The sequence below is a fragment of the Entomomonas sp. E2T0 genome, from assembly GCF_025985425.1.
Taxonomy (GTDB): Bacteria; Pseudomonadota; Gammaproteobacteria; order Pseudomonadales; family Pseudomonadaceae; genus Entomomonas.
Map to the genome: position 1 here is coordinate 603,768 of NZ_CP094972.1, position 23,098 is coordinate 626,865.

At 35.8% G+C, this 23,098-nt stretch carries 25 protein-coding genes and 1 tRNA gene; 16 read left to right on the forward strand and 10 right to left on the reverse strand.

Annotated features, from left to right (window positions below):
* Nucleotides 1-75 precede the first annotated feature (75 nt).
* The 11 genes from MTZ49_RS02885 (at nucleotide 76) to rimI (ending at nucleotide 6,788) form a co-directional block, all read left to right on the forward strand.
* Nucleotides 76-150, forward strand: a tRNA-Gln gene (locus tag MTZ49_RS02885).
* A gap of 32 nt (nucleotides 151-182) precedes the next feature.
* A complete protein-coding gene (locus MTZ49_RS02890) occupies nucleotides 183-1,127 on the forward strand; it encodes a ribose-phosphate pyrophosphokinase (protein ID WP_201093031.1) in 945 nt (314 codons plus the stop codon).
* Nucleotides 1,128-1,230: 103 nt separating this feature from the next.
* On the forward strand, nucleotides 1,231-1,857 hold the full coding sequence (locus tag MTZ49_RS02895) for a 50S ribosomal protein L25/general stress protein Ctc (RefSeq protein WP_264746898.1): 627 nt from the start codon (nucleotides 1,231-1,233) through the stop codon (nucleotides 1,855-1,857).
* 28 nt (nucleotides 1,858-1,885) lie between these two features.
* Nucleotides 1,886-2,470 (forward strand): aminoacyl-tRNA hydrolase, encoded by a 585-nt coding sequence (gene pth, locus MTZ49_RS02900; protein ID WP_264746899.1) that lies wholly within the window; start codon nucleotides 1,886-1,888, stop codon nucleotides 2,468-2,470.
* A gap of 22 nt (nucleotides 2,471-2,492) precedes the next feature.
* Nucleotides 2,493-3,593, forward strand: a complete 1,101-nt coding sequence (gene ychF, locus MTZ49_RS02905) for a redox-regulated ATPase YchF (RefSeq protein ID WP_264746900.1) — start codon at nucleotides 2,493-2,495, stop codon at nucleotides 3,591-3,593.
* Nucleotides 3,594-3,662: 69 nt separating this feature from the next.
* A complete protein-coding gene (locus tag MTZ49_RS02910) occupies nucleotides 3,663-4,097 on the forward strand; it encodes a rhodanese-like domain-containing protein (RefSeq protein ID WP_264746901.1) in 435 nt (144 codons plus the stop codon).
* Nucleotides 4,098-4,101: 4 nt separating this feature from the next.
* Nucleotides 4,102-4,359 (forward strand): glutaredoxin 3, encoded by a 258-nt coding sequence (gene grxC, locus MTZ49_RS02915; RefSeq protein ID WP_264746902.1) that lies wholly within the window; start codon nucleotides 4,102-4,104, stop codon nucleotides 4,357-4,359.
* A gap of 34 nt (nucleotides 4,360-4,393) precedes the next feature.
* Entirely contained in the window at nucleotides 4,394-4,858 is a 465-nt protein-coding gene (gene secB / locus MTZ49_RS02920) for a protein-export chaperone SecB (RefSeq protein WP_264746903.1), read from the forward strand.
* Nucleotides 4,859-4,984: 126 nt separating this feature from the next.
* The gene (gene speG / locus MTZ49_RS02925) at nucleotides 4,985-5,518 is read left to right on the forward strand and encodes a spermidine N1-acetyltransferase (protein WP_264746904.1); all 534 of its coding nucleotides are present in this window, start codon (nucleotides 4,985-4,987) and stop codon (nucleotides 5,516-5,518) included.
* Nucleotides 5,519-5,589: 71 nt separating this feature from the next.
* Entirely contained in the window at nucleotides 5,590-6,339 is a 750-nt protein-coding gene (locus tag MTZ49_RS02930; RefSeq protein WP_264746905.1) for an energy transducer TonB, read from the forward strand.
* Nucleotides 6,327-6,788, forward strand: coding sequence for a ribosomal protein S18-alanine N-acetyltransferase (gene rimI / locus MTZ49_RS02935; protein ID WP_264746906.1), 462 nt, complete (start codon nucleotides 6,327-6,329; stop codon nucleotides 6,786-6,788). Before MTZ49_RS02930 ends, rimI begins: the two co-directional genes overlap by 13 nt.
* Before the next feature lie 395 nt (nucleotides 6,789-7,183).
* Here rimI and MTZ49_RS02940 read toward each other — a convergent pair whose 3' ends face one another.
* Nucleotides 7,184-8,671 carry an aldehyde dehydrogenase family protein gene (locus MTZ49_RS02940; protein WP_264746907.1) on the reverse strand — a complete coding sequence of 496 codons (1,488 nt, stop codon included), beginning with the start codon at nucleotides 8,669-8,671 and terminating at the stop codon, nucleotides 7,184-7,186.
* Nucleotides 8,672-8,954: 283 nt separating this feature from the next.
* Between MTZ49_RS02940 and MTZ49_RS02945 the strand changes: the two genes are divergently transcribed.
* Nucleotides 8,955-9,566, forward strand: a complete 612-nt coding sequence (locus tag MTZ49_RS02945) for a glycine zipper 2TM domain-containing protein (RefSeq protein ID WP_264746908.1) — start codon at nucleotides 8,955-8,957, stop codon at nucleotides 9,564-9,566.
* 64 nt (nucleotides 9,567-9,630) lie between these two features.
* Here MTZ49_RS02945 and MTZ49_RS02950 read toward each other — a convergent pair whose 3' ends face one another.
* Complete coding sequence (locus tag MTZ49_RS02950) at nucleotides 9,631-10,623, reverse strand: aldo/keto reductase (RefSeq protein ID WP_264746909.1); 993 nt, start codon at nucleotides 10,621-10,623, stop codon at nucleotides 9,631-9,633.
* Nucleotides 10,624-10,641: 18 nt separating this feature from the next.
* The gene (locus MTZ49_RS02955; protein ID WP_264747819.1) at nucleotides 10,642-10,992 is read right to left on the reverse strand and encodes a carboxymuconolactone decarboxylase family protein; all 351 of its coding nucleotides are present in this window, start codon (nucleotides 10,990-10,992) and stop codon (nucleotides 10,642-10,644) included.
* Between the two features lie 220 nt (nucleotides 10,993-11,212).
* Between MTZ49_RS02955 and MTZ49_RS02960 the strand changes: the two genes are divergently transcribed.
* The 3 genes from MTZ49_RS02960 (at nucleotide 11,213) to trpA (ending at nucleotide 14,205) form a co-directional block, all read left to right on the forward strand.
* Complete coding sequence (locus MTZ49_RS02960; protein ID WP_264746910.1) at nucleotides 11,213-12,109, forward strand: LysR family transcriptional regulator; 897 nt, start codon at nucleotides 11,213-11,215, stop codon at nucleotides 12,107-12,109.
* Nucleotides 12,110-12,193: 84 nt separating this feature from the next.
* The gene (trpB, locus tag MTZ49_RS02965; RefSeq protein ID WP_264746911.1) at nucleotides 12,194-13,399 is read left to right on the forward strand and encodes a tryptophan synthase subunit beta; all 1,206 of its coding nucleotides are present in this window, start codon (nucleotides 12,194-12,196) and stop codon (nucleotides 13,397-13,399) included.
* On the forward strand, nucleotides 13,396-14,205 hold the full coding sequence (gene trpA / locus MTZ49_RS02970) for a tryptophan synthase subunit alpha (RefSeq protein ID WP_264746912.1): 810 nt from the start codon (nucleotides 13,396-13,398) through the stop codon (nucleotides 14,203-14,205). The genes trpB and trpA overlap by 4 nt, the downstream gene beginning before the upstream one ends.
* A gap of 42 nt (nucleotides 14,206-14,247) precedes the next feature.
* Here the strand turns inward: trpA and MTZ49_RS02975 are convergent, their stop codons facing one another.
* The 5 genes from MTZ49_RS02975 to MTZ49_RS03000 all read right to left on the reverse strand — a co-directional run bounded on the left by MTZ49_RS02975 (nucleotide 14,248) and on the right by MTZ49_RS03000 (nucleotide 20,132).
* The gene (locus tag MTZ49_RS02975) at nucleotides 14,248-14,718 is read right to left on the reverse strand and encodes a pilin (RefSeq protein WP_319804740.1); all 471 of its coding nucleotides are present in this window, start codon (nucleotides 14,716-14,718) and stop codon (nucleotides 14,248-14,250) included.
* Between the two features lie 300 nt (nucleotides 14,719-15,018).
* Nucleotides 15,019-16,455 (reverse strand): efflux transporter outer membrane subunit, encoded by a 1,437-nt coding sequence (locus MTZ49_RS02985; protein WP_264746913.1) that lies wholly within the window; start codon nucleotides 16,453-16,455, stop codon nucleotides 15,019-15,021.
* On the reverse strand, nucleotides 16,452-17,501 hold the full coding sequence (locus MTZ49_RS02990; protein ID WP_264746914.1) for an HlyD family secretion protein: 1,050 nt from the start codon (nucleotides 17,499-17,501) through the stop codon (nucleotides 16,452-16,454). The genes MTZ49_RS02985 and MTZ49_RS02990 overlap by 4 nt, the downstream gene beginning before the upstream one ends.
* 14 nt (nucleotides 17,502-17,515) lie before the next feature.
* Nucleotides 17,516-19,063, reverse strand: coding sequence for an MFS transporter (locus MTZ49_RS02995; protein ID WP_264746915.1), 1,548 nt, complete (start codon nucleotides 19,061-19,063; stop codon nucleotides 17,516-17,518).
* A 142-nt stretch (nucleotides 19,064-19,205) separates the two neighbouring features.
* Nucleotides 19,206-20,132, reverse strand: a complete 927-nt coding sequence (locus tag MTZ49_RS03000) for a LysR family transcriptional regulator (protein WP_264746916.1) — start codon at nucleotides 20,130-20,132, stop codon at nucleotides 19,206-19,208.
* Nucleotides 20,133-20,248: 116 nt separating this feature from the next.
* Between MTZ49_RS03000 and MTZ49_RS03005 the strand changes: the two genes are divergently transcribed.
* Nucleotides 20,249-20,689, forward strand: a complete 441-nt coding sequence (locus MTZ49_RS03005) for a universal stress protein (protein WP_264746917.1) — start codon at nucleotides 20,249-20,251, stop codon at nucleotides 20,687-20,689.
* Here MTZ49_RS03005 and MTZ49_RS03010 read toward each other — a convergent pair.
* Entirely contained in the window at nucleotides 20,686-22,008 is a 1,323-nt protein-coding gene (locus MTZ49_RS03010) for a ferric reductase-like transmembrane domain-containing protein (RefSeq protein ID WP_264746918.1), read from the reverse strand. The two genes, MTZ49_RS03005 and MTZ49_RS03010, sit on opposite strands and share 4 nt — an antisense overlap.
* 264 nt (nucleotides 22,009-22,272) lie before the next feature.
* Complete coding sequence (gene fnr, locus MTZ49_RS03015; RefSeq protein ID WP_264746919.1) at nucleotides 22,273-23,028, reverse strand: fumarate/nitrate reduction transcriptional regulator Fnr; 756 nt, start codon at nucleotides 23,026-23,028, stop codon at nucleotides 22,273-22,275.
* Between the last annotated feature and the right edge of the window lie 70 nt (nucleotides 23,029-23,098).

The window sequence follows — 23,098 nt, forward strand, 5'->3', positions numbered from 1 at the left end:
TTATGCTCTTCAAACATTAAAGTGCGCACCAATTCTTGATAAGCAAGAAACCTAAATACCTATTTTAAATAGTATAGGGGTGTAGCCAAGCGGTACGGCAGCAGGTTTTGATCCTGCCATGCGTTGGTTCGAATCCAGCCACCCCTGCCATATTCTTTGATAACCTCTCTAGGTATCACTCCATGTCAAAAATGATGGTTTTTACAGGGAATGCTAACCCTGATCTAGCAAAACGTGTGGTTAGCCAGCTACACATACCTCTTGGTGATGTATCTGTTGGTAAGTTCTCTGATGGTGAAATCAGCGTAGAAATTAATGAAAATGTTCGCGGTAAGGATGTTTTTTTAATTCAACCAACTTGTGCTCCAACCAATGATAACTTAATGGAATTAGTAGTAATGGCTGACGCATTCCGTCGTTCATCTGCTAGCCGTATCACGGCCGTTATTCCTTACTTTGGTTACGCTCGCCAAGATCGCCGTCCACGCTCTGCTCGTGTACCAATCACTGCTAAAGTAGCTGCTGACATACTAGACACAGTTGGTGTTAACCGTGTTTTGACTGTTGACCTTCATGCAGACCAAATTCAAGGCTTCTTTGATATTCCTGTAGATAATATCTATGGTTCACCTGTATTGGTAGACGATATCATTGCGCAACGCTTTGAAAATTTATTGGTAGTATCACCAGATATCGGTGGTGTAGTGAGAGCAAGAGCAGTTGCAAAATCATTAGGTGTTGAATTAGCTATTATCGATAAACGTCGTCCTAAAGCTAATCAATCTGAAGTGATGCATGTAATTGGTGAAGTAGAAAACCGTACCTGTATCCTTGTTGATGACATGGTAGATACAGCTGGCACTCTTTGCCATGCAGCTAAAGCGTTAAAAGACTTTGGTGCTACTAAAGTATTGGCTTACTGTACACATCCTATCTTATCAGGCGCAGCAATAGAGAATATTAATGGTTCTGTGCTTGATGAATTAGTTGTTACTAATACCATTCCGCTCTCGGCAAAAGCGCAAGGTTGTGCTAAAATTCGCCAACTCGATATTGCTCCAATTGTGGCTGAAGCAGTACGTCGTATCAGTAACGAAGAATCTATTAGCGCTATGTTCCGTTATTAAACAAGCGCTATTTAACTTGGCTTATTTATAATAAGCCTTTTACAAGTCGCTCAAACGCTGGTCGCAAACGTTTTGAGCGTTTTTATTTTTGGAGATTTTAAAAATGGTAGATTTCATAATAGACGCGCAAGCGCGTGATGACTTAGGGAAAGGTGCGAGCCGCCGCCTTCGTCGTAACGCAAGCATGGTTCCTGGCATTATTTATGGTGGCGATAAAGCACCTAAATCAGTGAGCGTATTAGCTAAAGACCTTGCGAAGTTATTAGAGAACGAAGCAGTTTTCAGTCATATCTTAACTGTTAACGTTGCTGGTCAAAAAGAAAGTGTGTTAATCAAAGCATTACAACGTCATCCTGCAAAAGGTTTCGTGTTACATATTGATTTCCAACGCATGGTTGCTGGTCAAAAAATTACTACAACTATTCCTTTACACTTCATCAATGAAGCTACAGCGATTGGTGTTAAACAAGATGGTGGGGAAATCTCTCACATCACTGGTGAAGTTGAAATTAGCTGCTTACCAAAAGACTTACCAGAGTTTATTGAAGTAGATATGGCGAATGTTGAACTTGACCAAATCGTTCACTTATCAGACCTTAAAGCACCTAAAGGTGTAGAACTTGTAGCATTAGCTCACAATAATGACTTACCTGTTGCTACTATTCACACACCACGTGTACAAAGCACTGATGAAGCAGCAACTGGTGGTGAAACACCTACAGCAGAGTAATTCTCCTGTATAAAGAGGGGCTCCTGACATGACTGCCGTACAGTTGATAGTAGGTCTTGGTAATCCAGGACCAGAATATGATCAAACTAGGCATAATGCAGGAGCCCTTTTCGTTGAGTGCATTGCAGAAAAATATAATGTTCCATTAGTAGCTGATCGCAAATATTTTGGTTTAGTTGGACGTTTTACCTTAAATGGTCAAGATGTAAGATTACTTATTCCAACAACCTATATGAATCGTAGTGGTCAAGCAGTAACTGCTCTAGCCAACTTTTATCGCATTCCTACCGACGCTATATTAGTAGCACATGATGAACTTGATCTACCACCCGGCATAGCAAAACTGAAACAAGGTGGTGGTCATGGTGGTCATAACGGCTTACGTGATATTATTGCGCAATGTGCTAATCAAAATAACTTCTATCGATTACGATTAGGTATTGGCCATCCAGGTAACAAAAACTTAGTTTCAAATTTTGTATTAAGTAGAGCACCTCAAGCAGAACGCCAATTGCTGGCTACCAGCATAGAACATACACTTGATATATTACCTGAAATAGTTACAGGCGATTGGAACAAAGCCATGCACCAATTACATAGTCAAAAAGCATAAATAACTTTAAGGGATACATACAATGGGGTTTAATTGCGGTATTGTTGGCTTACCAAATGTTGGTAAATCTACTTTATTTAACGCGCTTACCAAAGCAGGTATTGGCGCTGAAAACTTTCCATTCTGCACTATTGAGCCTAATAGTGGCATTGTGCCTATGCCTGATGCACGCTTAAATATTTTAGCAGAGATCGTTAAACCAGAACGTGTTCTCCCTACTACTATGGAATTCGTCGATATTGCTGGTTTAGTAAAAGGTGCTTCAAAAGGTGAAGGTTTAGGTAACCAATTTTTAGCGAATATTCGTGAAACTGATGCCATTGCCCACGTAGTACGCTGCTTCGAAGATGATAACATCGTTCATGTGGCCGATAGCGTTGATCCAAAACGTGATATTGAAATTATTGATTTAGAACTTATTTTTGCTGACCTTGATAGCATTGAAAAACAACTACAACGTGCTCAAAAAATGGCAAAAGGTGGCGATAAAGAAGCCATTGCTAGTAAAGCTTTATTAGAAAAGTTACAAATTCATTTAACTGATGGTAAACCTGCACGCTCAATGCTTAAAGATTTATCTCAAGAAGAAAAAGCAAAAATTAAAACATTCCATCTACTTACAGTAAAACCTGTTATGTATATTGCCAATGTAGCAGAAGATGGTTTTGAAAATAATCCTCACTTAGATGTTGTAAAAGCCATAGCAACTGAAGAAGGTGCTGTTGTTGTCCCTATCTGCAATAAAATAGAAGCAGAAATTGCTGAACTTGAAGATGGTGAAGACAAAGACATGTTCTTAGCAGAACTAGGCTTAGAAGAACCGGGATTAAATCGAGTAATTCGTGCAGGCTATGAGCTATTAAACTTACAAACCTATTTTACGGCTGGCGTAAAAGAGGTAAGAGCTTGGACAGTTAAAGTTGGTGCCACAGCACCACAAGCAGCAGCCGTTATTCACACCGACTTTGAAAAAGGTTTTATTCGTGCTGAAGTTATTGCTTATGATGATTTTGTTCAATATAAGGGAGAGTCTGGCGCTAAAGAAGCAGGTAAATGGCGTTTAGAGGGTAAAGATTACATTGTTAAAGATGGTGATGTTATGCATTTCCGTTTTAATGTATAAACTCCCTTATTAGATTTTATAAAACTTCGTGTATACTTACTGATCATTTATAGCGGAACTCATTAATTAATGAATACTTCTCGAATTATAGAATTTATTGGCAACCACTATCTTTTGTGTGGTATTTTCTTAGCCTTATTAGTAGTATTGGCTATCACTGAAATACGTCGTGGTGGTCGTAGTATTGGCTCTGCTCAACTCACATCATTACTTAATAGTGATCAAGCCATCATAGTGGACATTCGCTCCTCAAAAGATTTTGGCACAGGTCATATTACTGACTCACTTAATATTCCCTTTGATAAGTTTGCATCACGCATGGTGGAACTTAATAAGTATAAAGAGAATAAGATAATTGTTATCGTGGATAATCAAGGTCAACAAAGTGGACCTATCTGCCGTGATATGAAAAAGATAGGATTTAATGTAGCAAAATTGGGTGGAGGTATTTCCAACTGGAAAGCGGATGGTTTACCTTTAGTCAAAAAGAAAGCAAAGGCATAGTAATATGGCTAAAATCATTATTTATACAAGTGCTTGGTGTCCTTATTGTATGAAAGCTAAACAGTTGTTAACTCACAAGGGCGTTGGCTTTCAAGAAATTACTGTGGATGGCAAGCCAGAAGTCCGTACTGAAATGAGAGAAAAAGCTGGTAAAAATACTGTTCCACAAATTTGGATTAATGACCAACATATTGGTGGTTGCGATGATCTATTTGCATTAGAAAATGCAGGAAAACTAGATTCATTACTTACAACGAACTAATTCTTTATTAATTGATAACGGATGAATACTTTATATGTCTGAACAAAATAACGCTCAAGAACCACAATTTTCCATTCAACGTATCTATGTACGTGATGTATCTTTTGAGTCACCCAAAACACCTGATATCTTTTTAAAAGAATGGAAGCCGGCGGTTAACCTAGATTTAAATACTCGTCAAAACTCTTTAGAAGACAGTGTATATGAAGTTGTTTTAACACTTTCTGCTACTGCTAAAATTGATGATGATGTAGCTTTTATTGCTGAAGTACAACAAGCTGGTATTTTCTTAATCAAAGGACTTGGCGCAGATGATGTAAGCCATATGCTTGGTTCATTCTGCCCTAATTTACTTTTCCCTTATGCTCGTGAAACCTTAGATAACCTAGTAGTAAAAGGTTCATTCCCTGCATTAATGCTTGCTCCAATTAATTTTGATGCATTATATCAACAAGAGTTAGAGCGTATGAAGCAAGAAAGTTCTACCCAAAAGCAATAAAACTTGCTGTTGTTTAAAAGCCCAATTTAACTGGGCTTTTTCATTTAAATATCTGTTTTCAATTAAATCTCTCAACCAACATTTCTTTATAATAAAATAGTTGCCAAAACCATATTAGGAAACATTATGGCTATTATTGAAAATAGTACTATTCAACTAAGACCGTTAGAGAGAAAAGACTTAAAATTTGTTCACCAACTTGATAATAATGCTAATGTTATGCGTTATTGGTTTGAAGAGCCTTATGAAGCATTTGTTGAGCTAATTGATCTGTATGATAAACATATTCATGACCAAAGTGAGCGTCGTTTTATTATTCAAAGTCAAGCAAAGCCTATCGGCCTTGTTGAACTAATGGAAATTAATCATATTCATCGTAATGCAGAATTCCAGATTATTATTGATCCTGCTTATCAAGGCAAAGGCTATGCTAGCAAAGCAACTAAATTAGCTATGGAATATGCATTTAATATTCTAAATCTTTATAAACTTTATCTATTAGTAGACCAAGAAAATGAAAAAGCTATTCATATCTATTCAAAATTAGGGTTTATTAAAGAAGGTTTACTACATCATGAATTCTTTGTTAATGGCAAATACCGTGATGTTATTAGAATGTGCACGTTTCAAGATCAGTTTTTTACGCTAAAAAATAAATAATTATTTTTACTAAACATTATCTACAGTAATGAGTAAAATAGAGAACATAATTTATTGAAGAAAACTTATTAGTGATGAATGAAACTGAACGTAATAATTACTTAGCAGCCATGCAAATTGATACTTGGCTACCTCGAGTAATATTACCTAATGCGGCCCCTTCTATTATAAATACTGATTCAGCAGTTATTAGTGAGTCTTTCATATCCCAATCCGTATTAAAAAAAGTCACTGAAGAGATTATAGTAGATGTAACTATCGAAGAAAAAGTTACTACTATTGAGCCAATTATTGTAGAACAACCTTATACCCCAGAAATCACACCATTAGCTACTTCTTCTGATGAAACACCTCACTTCTCATTACAATTGATGCAAGCTGGCCGTTGTTTACTTTTAGTAGAATTACCCACTGGTACCGCATTCCAAATCAGAGACCCTGCTTATCAATTACTGCGTAATATTTTACGTGCTGCTAAATTGCCAGATAGCCCTCAATTACTAGGTGATATTGTTCATTGGCCACTTTTTAAACAGATTTCCATTCCACAAGGCACAAAAGAAGCACAAGAATTTTTACAAAGCTTTATTAGTACCTATCAAGAACAAGCAACTGATAGTTGTTGCCTATGGTTAATTGGATTATCAACTATTCGCTATACTATTGGTCTAGATGAACAAGATTATTATCAAACGCCTATTGTAGATTTACTGGGCCAAACCCTGCTCAGCCCTAGCTTAGAATTATTAATTGATAACCCACAATACAAAGCCAATCTTTGGCAGAGTATTCGCCAATTGATTCCCCTATGGCAAGTATAACTAATCTCTTTTTCCGTAAAATGACAATAGATGATGTAGATGCTGTTTATGCAATAGAACAACAAGCTCACTATCACCCTTGGTCAAAAACTTTAATCAATGATGCCGTCACTAGTTACCAATGTTGGTTATTATTTAATCAACAGCAATTAGCAGGCTATGGTATCGTCAAAATTGTTGCAGATGAAGCCGAGCTGCTTAATATTGTCATTAATCCTCCACAACAAAATAAAGGATTGGGTAAAGTCTTATTAGAACACCTAATGAAAGAAACTGAACAACTAGGTGCTAAAGAATGCTTTTTAGAAGTACGAGAAAGTAATTTAAGTGCTTATCATCTCTATGAAAGTTATGGTTTTAATGAAATAGGACGCCGTACAAACTATTACCCTACCCCTAAAGGCCATGAAGATGCATTAATTATGGCTTATTTACTTGCAATCGACTAATTTTTAGGCAAAAAAAATCCCAGATTTCAAATTTAGGGAGGGGGAGAAATCTGGGATTCAAGCTGCTGGGTTAGGGGAAACCCAACAAAAACTACCAATACTTAACATCAAGGAGCATGAATGAGATGTATTTATATCTCAGTCTCATTATATGAACACTAATAATAATAAAAGTTCACTCTGTTTCAAAAAAGTTTTAATTTTCTAACACCATAGACACTATAACAAAAGCAAGCATATGTTTTATATAGAAAAATCCCTATAAATTAATTTCAAATTATTAAAAACTTCTTATATTTGTCAAAAATAAATAATGTCCGATCCTTGAAATCTACTCTTTATATATTACTGGCTAAAGGGCTAAAGGTTAGCCCTTTATAAAGCTATCCAATTAATTAGAATAGCCCAGTGAGTTTTTCAGAGGTACTAATAAAAATATTTTTCTTCTGAGTATACGCTTCCAATATCATCTTATGTGTTTCACGACCAATGCCTGATTTTTTATAACCGCCAAAAGGTGCATGAGCAGGTAATTGATTATAACAGTTTACCCACATACGACCAGTCCTTACACCCTTAGCCACACGTAAAGCACGGTTAATATCACGGCTCCATACAGCACCACCTAAACCAAACTCAGAATCATTAGCAATTTTAACTGCTTCTTCTTCAGTATCGAAAGGAATTACGGCTAATACTGGGCCAAATACCTCTTCACAAGAAATTTTCATATCAGGCTTGCAATCTACAATAGCTGTTGGCTTAACAAATGCTCCTTCATTACCAAAACGCTCACCGCCTGTTAATAAGCGTGCCCCTTGACTAGTCCCCACACCAACGAAACTTAGAATTTTATTCATATGCTTCTCGTTGATTTGACAACCCATTTGTGTATTAGGATCTAATGGATCTCCCACTTTAACAGACTCAAATTTAGCCTTTAATTGCTCTAGAAACTTATCATAAATAGAACGTTGTACTAATAAACGAGAGCCCGCACAACAAACTTGACCTTGATTAAATAAAATACCAATAGCTGCACCTTCTACAGCCTTATCCATTTGCGCATCTTCAAATACAATATTTGCTGACTTACCACCTAACTCTAAAGTAGCAGGGATTAATTTTTCAGCCGCAGCCTTAGCCACGTCATAACCAATGTCAGTAGAACCTGTAAAGGCTAGCTTACTAAAGCCTTCGTGATCTAACATATACTGACCAGTAGTTGCACCAGAGCCTGTTAAAACATTCACCACACCTGCCGGTAACACTTCATTTAACACACGTGCTAATTCTATTAAAGAAATTGAAGTTTCACGTGATGGCTTAATCACAATACAGTTACCTGCAGCTAGTGCAGGTGCTATTTTCCATGCGCCCATTAATAATGGGAAGTTCCAAGGAATAATTTGCCCAACAACACCAATAGGCTCACTTAAAACAATACTTAATGTATCTTCGTCAATAACATCTGCTTCATCACTTTGAGCACGAATTACACCTGCAAAATAACGAAAATGATCTACTGAAGCAGGCACATCAACATTCATTGTTTCACGAATAGGTTTGCCATTATCTAATGTTTCTAAAGTAGCAAAACGTTCTGTTTCTTTTTCTAATAAATCAGCAACTTTTAATAATAATGCTGAACGCTCAGCAGGAGAGGTTTTACTCCATGCTGGAAAAGCTTGCCAAGCACTTTTTACAGCTAAATCAACATCAGTTTGGTCAGCTTCTGCTAACACTGCCAATTGTTCACCAGTAGCTGGGTTAACACTTGTAAAGGTCTTACCCGAAGCACCATCTCTCCATTGGCCATTAATCAATAATTGATACTTTTGCTGTGGTTGTAACGATTCCGATAACTCTTTCAATAACTTCATAATTATTCTCCTGTGCTACGATGAAAGAACAATACTACTACTTATTCATAAATTATTCATCTTCATTATTAAATTTTCACCAAAATCCCTAAAAGACATATATTGCCTATAAAACATAGTAAATAATAATATTTAACAATTAGTAACTTTAATAAAAAACTTTCTACCCCAAGCTTTACAGATTAAAAATTCAAACACATAAAACATTGTTACAAACTGTAGATACAAAATAATTAATATTACTGTTTAATAATAACTATCGAAATTATTTAGGAGTATATGCGTGGATAAATCATTGATTATTGGCTTAGTTGCAGGAATAGGAATTGCCAGTGCTGCTGGTGCACTAGCAACCTTTAGCATTGAAAATAACAAAGTTGCTTCAAATACCGAAGAAACACAAGAGACTATGAAACTCTCTGAATCTGCTAAACCTCAACCAAATAATATATCATCTAACTACGCAAAAGTTATTGCTATTACCCCTGTTACTAAAACAGTAAAAACACCCCAACAAAATTGTCGCAATGTCACAGTTACCCACCAACAACCAGTTAAAGATGAATATAGGCTTATAGGTACTGTCGCTGGTGCAGCAATTGGTGGTGTGTTAGGAAATCAAGTAGGAGGTGGTAATGGTAAAAAAGTAGCCACGGTAGTAGGTACGGTGGGTGGAGGCCTAGCAGGTAATAAAGTACAAGAACATATGCAAAATAATAGTACTTACACGACAACCGAAAAACAATGTGAAACCACCTATGAGAGCACTGAAAAGCCAGCTGGTTACGAGGTAAAATATTCTTTAAATGGAACTGACCACGATATCCATATGGATTATGATCCCGGCTCTACTATCCCAGTAGACAACCAAGGTCGTTTAATTATCAAGCGCTAAACTTTTATCAAATTAAAACTTGCCCTTATTAAGGGTAAGTTTTAACCAATTTTATAGCTTTTATTTAAGATTGCATTGTTTCTGGAGCAAATTCCGCTCCATAGCGGCTACCTGCCACTAATTCTGAGGAGAAAAAGTCACTGATTAGTTGATATTCTTCATTTGATAATTTAATTTTTGTGGCTTCAATATTTTCCTTTAGATTCGCTATTCTTCGACTGCCTGGAATAGGGGTAATACTGTAAGAAGAAGTAAGTACCCACGCTAATGCTAATTGCGCAGCGCTGTAACCTTTAGCCTTGGCAAAACTCTCTAATTGTTTTACCAATTGAATATTTTTTGTAAAGTTTTCTCCCATAAAACGAGGATTCGTCCTTCTATAATCATCTTCAGCAAAATCATCAGGACTCTTAATAGCTCCTGATAAAAAGCCTCGCCCTAAAGGACTATAACTAATAAAACTAATACCTAACTGCTCACAAGTTTCTAAAATTATTCCCTCTGCATCTCGACTCCACAATGAATATTCCATTTGTAATGCAGTAATAGGATGCACTTGATTTGCCCTTTTTATGGTTTCTGGTAATGCTTCAGATAATCCCAAGTACCTTACCTTGCCTTGTTTAACAAGCTCTGCCATTGCCCCTACTGTTTCTTCAATAGGAACATCAGGATCAACACGATGTAAATAATATAAATCAATAACATCTGTTTTTAACCGTTGCAAACTGCCTTCGCAACTTTTTATAACATATTCTGGCCGTCCATTTATTACTCGTTTATTAGCGTCTATATCCTCGTAAACTATTCCAAACTTAGTTGCTAGGATAACCTGCTGTCTTTTACCAGCAATAGCTTTACTTATTAACTGCTCATTGGTGAGTGGTCCATACATATCAGCAGTATCTAAAAAATTAATGCCCTGCGCTAATGCATAATGAATCGTTTTAATTGATTTTTGCTGATCATATGCACCATAAAATGCACTCATCCCCATACAACCTAGACCTATAGCAGAAACATTTAAATCACTTTTACCTAATTGATGATATTGCATATTCATTACCTATTCGCTTTATTTATTACTTAAAACTATTTGACGCTCTTGAAAGACTTGCTTAGTGACATTCAAACCATTTAAGGCCGCGGGGAATCCTGCATATACAGACATCTGCATCATTACTTCAATAATTTCTTCAGGTTTAACACCGACATTTAATGCAGCTTCAATATGGACTTTTAACTGTGGCTGCGCATTTCCCATGGCAGTAAGTGCTGCAATAGTTGCTATTTCCCTACTACGCAAATCCAAATTAGGTCTCGCATAAATATCGCCAAAAGGATATTCCAATAAATAATTACTAAAATCTGGAGCAATATCTTTTAGTGATGCAACAACCTTTTCTCCTGCACTACCATCTATCATTGCTAATAATCTTTTCCCTCTTGCTAAACGCGATTCTGTTTCTTCTATATGATCTGCAAAACTAGTATTAGATAACATAACAATGGCTCCTAATATTAATATGAAAAATTTCATATCTCCTCCTCATAACTTAATAAATGGAAGACATTGTTAGTTTATTAGTTCAAATTTATTTAATAAATGCTATATTATTTATAATTCTTTTAAGTAAAACTTAATAATGCGTACCGATATTAATATTTCTCTGCAATACTTTTGCATAGTGGCTCAACTAAAAAGCTTTACTAAAGCAGCGCAACAGCTCAACTTATCACCATCCGCTTTAAGCCAAGCCATTCAGCAATTAGAAAATCGTTTAGATTTAAAATTACTACATCGAAGCACCCGCTCAATTAGCTTAACAGAAGCAGGTCAGCAACTTTACTCTCGCATTCAGCCAACATTAGATGAAATTCAATATGCAATTGAAGAAGTAAAACAAAAGCACCGTATCCCTTCTGGCACAATTAGAGTCATGACCTCTTATATCGCTTGGAAAGCTCTACTCTATCCATTATTAAATGATTTTACTGACAAGTATCCTTCCATTGGGCTAGATATTCAGATCAATGATGGTTTAAGTGATATTGTTATGGAGGGTTATGATATTGGTATTCGTTCTTCTCGAACATTAAGCCAATCTATGATAGCCATTCCTTTAGGTAGTCCCATTAAATCTTGTGTTGTAGCTAATCCACAGTATTTGAATAGCTGTGGAATACCTACAAAACCTGAAGATATCTACCAACATAGCTGTATTGGTTATCGCTTTATTACCAGCCAACAACTGTATCCTTGGCAATTTAGCAAAGATAACCAACAAATAATCTTACATCCCAACCATCAATTTATTGTTAACAATGAGGCAGCTCTTATACAACTAGCCATTGCTGGTAAAGGCTTAGCTTATGTCTTTGAAGAAGCAACCATCACAGAAGCCATACAGAACGAACTACTCGTTAAAGTACTAACTGATTGGCAAACAAGCGACACACAATATTACTTGTATTATCCAAATCGCAAATTCTTACCTGCCAGACTAAGAGCATTCATTAACTTTTTTAAAACTATTAATTGAATTAAAATCAATTTATTATTGGGAACTTGTTATAATAGACTATAAAATAAACAACTCTTTCCTGATACCACTTGTGGAGTGATCATGTCTTCATCGTATAACGCGCCTGATGCCAAAGGCTTATTTGGCCCTTTTGGTGGTCGTTATGTTGCTGAAACTTTAATGCCATTGATTTTAGATTTGGATAAAGAATATACAGCAGCCAAAAATGACCCTGCATTTCTAGAAGAATTAGCTTATTTTCAAAAAGATTATGTAGGTAGACCTAGTCCACTTTATTTTGCTGAACGTTTAACTGAATACTGTGGTGGTGCGCAAATTTATCTTAAACGTGAAGAACTTAATCACACAGGTGCACATAAGATCAATAACTGTATTGGTCAAATACTGTTAGCCAAGCGTATGGGTAAAACACGTATTATTGCAGAAACGGGTGCGGGCATGCATGGCGTAGCTTCAGCAACTGTAGCTGCTCGCTTTGGATTACCTTGTACGGTTTATATGGGCTCTACTGATATTGACCGCCAGCAACCTAATGTATTTCGTATGAAATTACTTGGTGCAGAAGTTATTCCTGTGCAATCAGGTACAGGTACACTTAAAGATGCCATGAATGAAGCGCTACGTGATTGGGTAACTAATGTAGCAGATACTTTTTACCTGATTGGCACAGTAGCTGGCCCTCATCCCTATCCAGCCATGGTTCGTGATTTTCAAGCAGTTATTGGTAAAGAAACAAAACAACAAATGTTAGAAAAACAAGGTCGTTTACCTGATAGTGTCGTGGCTTGTGTAGGTGGCGGCTCAAATGCTATGGGTATTTTCCACCCCTTTATTAATGATAAAAATGTTCAATTAATTGGTGTAGAAGCAGGTGGTCACGGTGTTAATACTAATAAGCATGCTGCCAGCCTAACTGGTGGTAAGCCAGGTGTTTTACATGGTAATCGCACCTATTTATTACAAAATAATGATGGTCAAATTATTGATGCTCATTCTATTTCTGCTGGACTTGATTATCCTGGCATTGGCCCTGAACACTCATGGTTACATGAAATAAAACGTGCTGAATATATTGCTATTAATGATGATGAAGCAATGGAAGCGTTTCAAACTTGTTGTCGTCTGGAAGGTATTATTCCTGCACTTGAGTCTGCTCATGCATTAGCCGAGGCAATAAAGCGAGCCCCTACATTACCTAAAGATCACCTAATGGTTGTAAATCTTTCAGGACGTGGTGATAAAGATATGCAAACTGTAATGAGCTATATTAAGGAACATCAATTATGAATCGTATAGTTAATTGTTTTGCTAAACTTAAACAAAAAAACCAAGCCGCATTGGTTACCTTTATAACTGCTGGTGATCCTGATTACCAAACATCTTTAAGTCTACTTCAACAATTACCTGCTGCTGGCGCTGATATTATTGAACTGGGAATGCCTTTTACTGACCCAATGGCAGATGGTCCAACCATTCAAAAAGCCTCATTACGCGCTTTAGCAAATGGTCAAAATCTAGCAAAGACCCTTGAAATGGTTACAGCATTTCGTCAGCAAAACCAGACAACACCTATTGTGCTTATGGGATACTTTAATCCTATTCATCATTATGGTGTAGATCGTTTTACTAAAGATGCTGCTAATGCAGGTGTAGATGGTTTAATTATCGTTGATCTACCAGCAGAACACGACAGTGATCTTTGTACTCCTGCACAAGCAGTAGGTATAGATTTTATTCGTTTAACCACACCAACCACTGATGATAAACGCCTTCCACAAGCATTAAATAATAGTTCAGGGTTTGTTTACTACGTTTCTGTAGCAGGTATTACGGGAGCAGGTAGTGCTACTGAAGAACAGATTACTGAAGCAATAACTAGACTTCATAGACATACTTCATTGCCCATTTGTGTTGGCTTTGGTATAAAAACACCTGAACAAGCCAGAGTTATTGCTAAATTAGCTGACGGTGTAGTAGTAGGCTCGGCCTTAGTAAACCAAATTGAACAAGCTAAGAGTAAACAACAAGCAATTGATGCGGTATTAAAGCTTTGTAATGAATTATCAACAGCCATAAAACAAGTTAGCAGATAAAAAAAAGCCCTCTACTAGAGGGCTAAGTATGGCAAACGATATCTATCGATGACAAATGCTTGGTAAATACTTTCCAGTATCACCTACTGACATATCAGTTATACAATCCCAAGAAAATGCTCCTGAAGAGCTACCAGCAGCTAACTGTAAACTGATTGTCTTACCTCTCACAGAGGATACTAATGCTGCATCAGATCTGATTTTTACATTAATATCACAACCACTTATGCCTGTTGTTACAGTAATCTCTTGTATAATATTGGTTGCATAATCTGTTGGTAACAAAACACCTTGATTAGCAGCACCAGTATTAACTGGACAAGTTTGCTTTAATGAATAAGATTCAACAACACGGCTTTTTAATCCTGAAGCTATCGAAAACGCTTCTGCTAACTTTGCACGTGTAATATAATCCCGATACATCGGCACGGCTATAGCAGCTAAAATGCCAATAATAGCAATAACTATCATTGTTTCGATCAATGTAAAGCCTTGGTTTGCTTTCTTCATCATTCTTATCCTTAGCACTTAATAATTATACAACGCAAGAAATAGACCAAGATTTACAAGAAGTTAAAAAAATCTGTATCTATTTGTATTAATTAACATTAAAAAATAAATTAAAACTTTAGTCGAATCATTAACTAAGAAGCAAAATAGGGAAAAAATAGTAAGATAAGACTAATAGTGACAAATTTCGTCAATTTTTATCTACTTATTTATAAATTTATAACTATTATGCTTATATTTAAAAATTGTATTTTAGAACTATTTTATATTCCTGCTCTTTGATGTAAATTCATTATTTCAATGTTAATTATTAATAGACCATCCTCCTCCTAATGCTTTATAAATACTAACCATGGTTAATGAAACGGCTGTTGTACTAGCTATTTGTTTTTGTTGATTATCCAATAAAGCTTGCTGAGTAGTTAATACGTGCAAATAATCAATAGTACCTTCTTTATATTGTTGACCTGCATATTTCAATGCATCCCGACTATGTAATACTGCTTGATCTAGAGAAGTTCTTTGTTGTTGGTTTGCTTGAAAACTTACTAAACTATTCTCAACTTCATGCCATGCTTGTAATACTATTTTTTGATAATTAATTGCTGCTTCTTTTGCTTGTTCTTCTTTTAATTCTAAAGTTCCTGTTAAACGTCCACCTTCAAAAATTGGTAAATAAATACTAGGGCCAATATTAAATTGATGAGCATCCCAATGGCCTAAGTAGTTGAAACTGTAAGCTTCTGTACCCAAATTACCTAGCAAGTTTATACTAGGATAAAAGTTAGCTTTAGCCACCCCTATATTCGCAGTTGCTGCATGTAATGTAGCACTGGCTTGTCTAATATCAGGCCGACGCTCAGCCAATTCAGAAGGTAAACCGACAGGCAAGGTATGTGGTGGATTTGGAATATCTTGTTTAAGTATTAGTTCTTTCTGTAATTGATAAGGAGGTTCTGCTAACAACAAACTAAGCTCATTGATTAATTCTACCTGCTTAGCTTCTAGTACAGGTATTTGTGCCTGTATACTAGCCACTTGAGTAGCGGCTTGAGAAATATCTAGTTGGGTTGAAACACCTTCTTCAAAACGAATCTTAGAAAGTTTTAATGCTTTGTTGGCTATGTCTAGGTTTTGTTTTGTGATCTCTAAAGTAGCTTGCACACCACGCAGCTCAATATAGTTATCAGCGGTTTCAGCAACAATAGCTAGTTGCACAGCATATTGATCATTTTCAGCCACTTCAATATTAGCATTAGCTACTTCAACTTGTCGTCTGATCTTACCCCATAAATCTAGCTCCCAAGCAATACTCAACCCAAAATCCCAAAGGTTAAAGCTCTCTTTACCAGAATTGCCTGAAGGATCATTTAATCCCTTCTGACTGCGCCGTTGTCGACTATAATCCAACCCCATACCTAAATTAGGGTATTGATCACTCCCAACAACTTTTCCTATTGCCCTACTTTGCGAAAGACGGTTAACTGCCATTTTTATATCTAAATTACTACTAACAGCTCTTTCTATTAAAGAGCTCATTATTGGATCATTAAATAATTGCCACCACTGGTTAGTAATGGTGGTTTCAATAGGTATGCTATTAACATCCTGTCTAGCAGAACGCCATTGCTCTTCTTGGTTCGTATTTTTAGGTTTAATAAAGTCAGGACCTACTGTGCAAGCAGGTAAACCAAGTATCATCATTACTAATAAAAAGCGGCTACAAGATTGACAAATCATTTAGCCTCCTTATAACTACTAGTATCAATACTAGCTTCAACTGACATACCAACACGTAACAACTTCACTAATGGTTGATTTTTATCTAATACAATTTTTACAGGTATCCGCTGTACAACCTTAGTAAAATTTCCTGTAGCATTATCAGGAGCAATATCAGCAAAAGTTAAACCTGTCGCAGGTGCTATACTCTCTACCTTACCATAAATAGTTTGACCAAAAGTATCTACAGAAATACTAACAGGTTGCTTAGGTGATACATGAGCTAACTGAGTTTCCTGAAAATTAGCTACAATATAAATATCATTAATAGGCACAATAGCCATTAATTGTGTTCCTGGTGTTACATAATTACCAATACGAACAGTTCGATGTCCCACTACTCCATCTATAGGACTCACAATATTAGTATAGGAAAGTTGTAATTCTACTTTTGCCACAGTAGCTTCAGCCTGTTTTATATGGCCTTGTGCAGCTGCTTCTTTTGCCTCTAATACAGCTATCTGATTCTTTGTAGCAATTAATGCTGCTTGTGCTTTTAATAAGTTAGCATAAGCTACTTTAATTTGTGACTCTGCTTGTTGAGCATTTTGTACAGAACCTGCACCTTGCTTAGCTAAATGCTGATGTCTAATGAGCTCTCGCTTGGCAAAAGAATGCTCAGCCTGAGCTGAGTTAACAACTGCTTCAGCTTGTTTAATAATAGCTTGTTGCTCTTCTAATTGTGCCTTAGCTTCTTGTAATTGAGCTTTTGCAATGGATAAATCTGCTTGGGCCGCTTGTAATGCCACTTGATAGTCATGGTCATCAATATGAACAACTACCTGCCCTGCTTTAACTACTTGGTTATCTTCTACCAATACTTGATCAATAAAGCCTGATATTTTAGGAGCGATTCTTGTAAAATCAGCTCTTACATAAGCATTATTTGTTGTTTCAATCACATTAGATTTAATAAACACAAGATAAATAGAATAAAAAATTATTCCTACAACTAAAATGGAAAAAATAATCAAACGACTTTTTTTATAAAGAACTTCCGTCATAACAACCTCTAAACCTAAACTTGATGAACAGCTCTAGGTGGATAAATACGTGTAGGTACTAATAAAATTAGTACCAATACAAACACAGCTAATACACCAACAATAAGATAAAGATCAGCTGAACTTAATACACTAGCCTGAATATGAACACGTTTAGCTAGTTGTCCACTCCCCTCAATTAACATATTGTTATTACCAATTTGGTCAACCAACATACTAGAATGGTAGTGCATACGTGTTCTTGTTAGTGCATCCAGTACTCCAGTAGCTAAAACACCACAAAAGCCTTTCGTTGTATTAAACAATGCTGAAGCAAAAGGGCCATCTGTAGGATGAATTTGTCCTGTTGATAGCATTAAGATAGGTAATACAGCCATAGGCTGAGCAAAAATTTGTATAATAGCTAACCAATAAAAATTACTATTAATCCATTCTGAAGTTAATTGTGAGCCTAGATAACAACTATAAGCTAACATAGCAAAACCCATTGCCAATACAACCCGACAATCCACTCGACGAATATTACAAATCAATGCAACAATAGGTAATGCTATTAATTGAGGAATGGATACAATCAATAAAATAGGCGCTGTTTGAAGAGGACGATAATCTTGAATACGAGTAAGATAAGCAGAAGGGATACTAATAGCACTAATTAAAATAAATAATACAAAACCTAAAGCAACTAAAGCAAAAGCTAAATTACGATTTTTCAACAGTTGTATCTTAAAAAATGGTAATGGGTGATACCACTCATTAATAAAAAAGAGTATTAATAAAAATCCACCCCAGAACAATAAATGACATATAACAGAAGAATTAAACCAATCTAAACGCTCCCCCTGTAAAATACCTATACAAAGCATCATGATCGCAGGCACACCTAATAACAGTCCAAACCAATCAAACTGTTTAAACCTTTCTAAACGAACAGAATCTTGAGGAAGTCCATAGCTAATCCCTGTCAAGGCAATAACACCCACTGGAATTACATGCCAAAAGGCCCAATTCCAACCGACATATTCAACCCAAAAAGCGGCTAAGGGAGTACCAATACTTGGGCCAAAAGTAGCCGTTAGTGCATAAGTAGCTAACCCATACACCTTAATATTGGGAGGTAAAAATCTTAATGCACAAGTCATTAATAAAGGCGGCAAACATCCCCCTGCAAAACCTTGTAAAGCTCTCAATATTATTAATGTTTGTAAATCTGTTGCAAATGGGCATAAAAATCCCCAAAACATAAAAAAACTAACAGACCAAATACCAACCTTTCTAATCGTTAAGGTACTTGCAAACCAAGGAGTAAAAGCCATAGCGACTACTGACATAGTAGTATATAACGCTGTTACCCAAGTAGCTTCATCGTGCCCAATAAAAAGTGCTCCTTGAATATCAGGCATTGCTATTTTCGTTACATTCTCATTAATACCTGCAATCAATACCGCCAATAGAACACCTAACAATCCCCATACAAGACGCATGGTAAACGCTTGTTGAGGAGGTAGTGCAGATTGTGTTGAAACTGGGGGTGTGACAAAAGGGACCGTAGTCGTTGTCATATATTTCTTTAGTACTTATCAACGTTTATGAATTGATAGTTAGTGTAAGAAATAGTTGATCTGAATAAAATTGATTTATACGTAATTAAATAATGCATAAAACGCAATTATATAATATTAATACCTTACTTTATGTAAGGTATTAATGATAATCTCTATATGAACTGTTTTTTTCTTTCTCCATACACAGATCTTTAATCAATCGCCGAAACCATTTGTGAGCAAGGTCATTATCAAACTGTGGATGCCATGCTTGAATAATAGTGACAGGTTTTAATGGCACTGGAATAGAAAAAGCTTTTAACGGCAGCTCTTGCAACACAACGGGTAACAAATGTTCAGGGCAACCCATTATTAAATCACTATTTAACAATGAGAAAACACCTGCTAAAAAATTATGTTTAACTAAAGGGATTTTTCTTTCTAAGCCCAACTCAGCTAGCTCAACATCTATTGGCCCTCTATCTCTAGCTCGCCGTGAAATACTTATATGCTCATAACTAGCATAATTCTCTACAGTGATTGGTTGATTAAAAATAGGATGTCCTTCACGAGCTAAACCAACTTGATAAGAATCAAATAGTCTTTGTACTTTAATAACAGGTTCAAAGTTCTGTAAAGCGCCTATAAATAGCTCTATACGCCCCTCTCTTAAAGCATCATCATCAATATCATTTTCCGGTACAAAACGAAGCTGTGACTGTGGCGCTAGCTCTCGAAACTTTTCTAGTATTGCTTGCTCAAATGCGCCAATAAACACCTCATTAGCGCGTAGTGTAAAGTTTCTTTTAAGTGTTTTTAAATCAAGTACATGGTTAGCCTGAAATAAACCTACTGATTGAATAACTGCCTGTTTTATCTGCTCTTTTAATTCTAATGCTTTTGGGGTAGGTACTAATTTACGACCTGCACGTACTAAAATAGGATCATGAAAAGCTAAACGTATTCTAGTCAACGTACGGCTCATTGCAGGAGCACTTAAATGCATACGCTCCGCTGCTTTAGCTACACTTCCCTCTTCTAACAAAATATTGAGGGCAATTAATAAATTTAGGTCAGGATGCTTCATAATAATGTATCATGTGGACTATATTGGATTTTATGCAATAATCTGATATTACGCATAGTAATTAATAAAATTTCATTTAATATGACAATAAACATTCTTCTTTAAAGGCTATCACTATGTTTAATTCTATACTAATTGCAATTGATGGTTCTAAATATACTCGACATATCCTTGAATTAGCAAAACCATTTTGTGCACTTTATACAGAAGCGCATCTTATTTATGTAGGTGATATCGCTTTTACTATTGATCCTGTCTATGATGAGGATGAAGAAGCCATTTCAGCAGCCAGTGATGAACAAAGAGCGGCTAATCAATTAATTCAAGACTCGTTAGAGTTTCTTAGGAAGTCTGACATAAAAGTAAAAGCACATATTGTGACAGGCGATCCTTCTGAAGAAATTGTAAAATATGCAGAAGAAATTAATGCAGGTCTAATTATTATGGGACATCGTCAAATGTCGAAAATTTCTCGGCTATTCGACCCATCAACCTGTATGAAAGTAATTGAAAATGCCCCATGTCCAGTACTTATTGAAGGTCTTAAAAAAGACTAACGCATATTAAAATACTCTTGATGAAACAGCCTTAGTGGATACCCTTTACTACTAAGGTTAGTTTTTAGACTGTTGGCAAATCCCACAGGCCCACAGAACCAGATACTAGGGTAATCTCCTTGTGCATTTTGCTTAATATTCAGTTTATCTGCTGTTAAATAACCATGTTCTTTACTGTACTGTACATGTAATTCGAAATTTGGCAATGTAGCAATTAACCTCTGTAATTTTTCTATAAAAATAGCCTCTTCTTCATTACTTACACAATAATATAAATCAATATAATAAATCTCTTTATTAACATCATATTGCAAAGACTCTAACCATGATAAAAACGGTGTAATTCCTATACCACCAGCAATCCAAATTTGTCGAGTTATCGCTTTTTTCCTAAAGTCAAAACAACCATAAGGCCCTTCAACTTGTATAGCATCCCCTATCTTAATATTCTTCTGTAAACTTTTTGTATAGTCCCCCAGCGCCTTTACACACAGCTTTATTTGGTTATTATTATGGTCAGCCGAGGCAATAGTAAAGGGATGTTGACCTTCTAACCTGTCATGCATAAAAAATACATATTGGCCCGCATTATGTTGCCAGTATCCATTCAATTGACAAGTAATTTCCATAGTATATTGATCTAATGTTTTAATAGCCAATACTTGTCCTCGGTAAGTATGCTTTCTACCAATCAAACCAAATAGTGAAAGTAATGCACAGCCCGTTCCGACTAAACAACCTAGGCCAATCAAAATACCTAATGGCTGTGACCAATAACTAGAAGGCGTTAATATAACGGTATGAAATACTAATATAAGGAAAGCAATTGCCATTAACTTATGAGTATAACGCCATAAATGGTAAGCAAACTTATGCCATAACGTTAATACTAACGCAGCTAATAAAAACCATAATGTCCATTCACCTAAGGATTCTGCCAATTTTCTATTACGAATAAAGAAGTCATCAGATACTCCGATCCCCAATCTCAGACGGGGAGCTCTTTCAAAATACAAAATTAGAACCTTACCACTTAACTTGAGTAAATAATGTACTGCTCCTAGGCTAATTGCCCAAATACCTGCCCACTTATGCAGGTAATACATTTTATCTAAACCACCAAAGACACTCTCTAACCATTTTGATCTTATTGCCAGCAACATAATGAGAGACATAAACGCAAAAGAAATAATACCTGTTAAATAAATCAGTTCTTTTCTTATTACCCAAATATTCCATGATAGGTTAGGATTAATCATCAAACTGACAAACCAAAATAAAACAGAAACTATAACTATTCCATATAGACACTTTTTCACTTTAATTCCCTTATCTTTATTTAACTAAATAATAAGCCTATTGCCTTGTTACTTTTGCGATTAGTATAGACATTTAAAGGTCAAAGAGTTGTCAGTACAAAGTAAATAAAATGTAAATATTTTTAAGAAATACAATACACTATAAGAATGGTAGTGATACTAATTCTGATTTGCAAATTTAGAAAATTATAAATTTAATGAAATAATTAATAGGATAAAGAGGTTAATCTAATATAACCTCTTTAAAGAATGGTTAAATATCAATTAATTACTATTTGAGCAGCCAACTAAATCTGAGTTACCACCGGCTAAAGCCAAGAGATTATTTAAATCTAGAATAATAATTTCTTTACCTTCAGCTTTTAATAAACCATTTTGCTGAAAACGAGTAAATACACGTGACACTGTTTCAACAGCCAACCCTAAGTAATTACCTATTTCATTACGAGACATAGCTAAACGGAATTGATTAGCGGAATAGCCACGGGCACGGAAACGTGCAGAAAGATTAATAAGGAATGTTGCTATACGTTCATCTGCCGTCTTTTTAGAGAGTAATAACATCATTTGTTGATCATCACGTATTTCTCTACTCATGATACGCATCAACTGACGACGTAACTGGGGTAAGCGTACTGATAACTCATCTAAGCGATCAAAGGGAATCTCACAAATAGAAGTAGTTTCTAATACTTGAGCAGATACAGGATATACATCCGTATCCATTCCTGATAAACCAACAACTTCACTTGGTAAATGGAAACCTGTTATTTGCTCTTCGCCCTCATCCGTGACACTAAAGGTTTTTAAACTACCTGATCTAACAGCAAATATAGAAGAAAACTTATCACCTTGATTAAAAAGAAATTCCCCTCTTTTCATGGGGCGACTACGTTTTACGATTTGATCTAATAGATCAATATCACCTTGGTCAAGCGATAACGGTAGACACAAACCGATTAAACTACAATCTTTACAATGCGCCTGTAGAGGCATTCTCGCTTTAGCTGTTTCTGGCATAGTATTGTTTACCCTAGAATATCCCTATCAATAAGAATACAACAATTATCCTTACCTTTACCAGTAATTT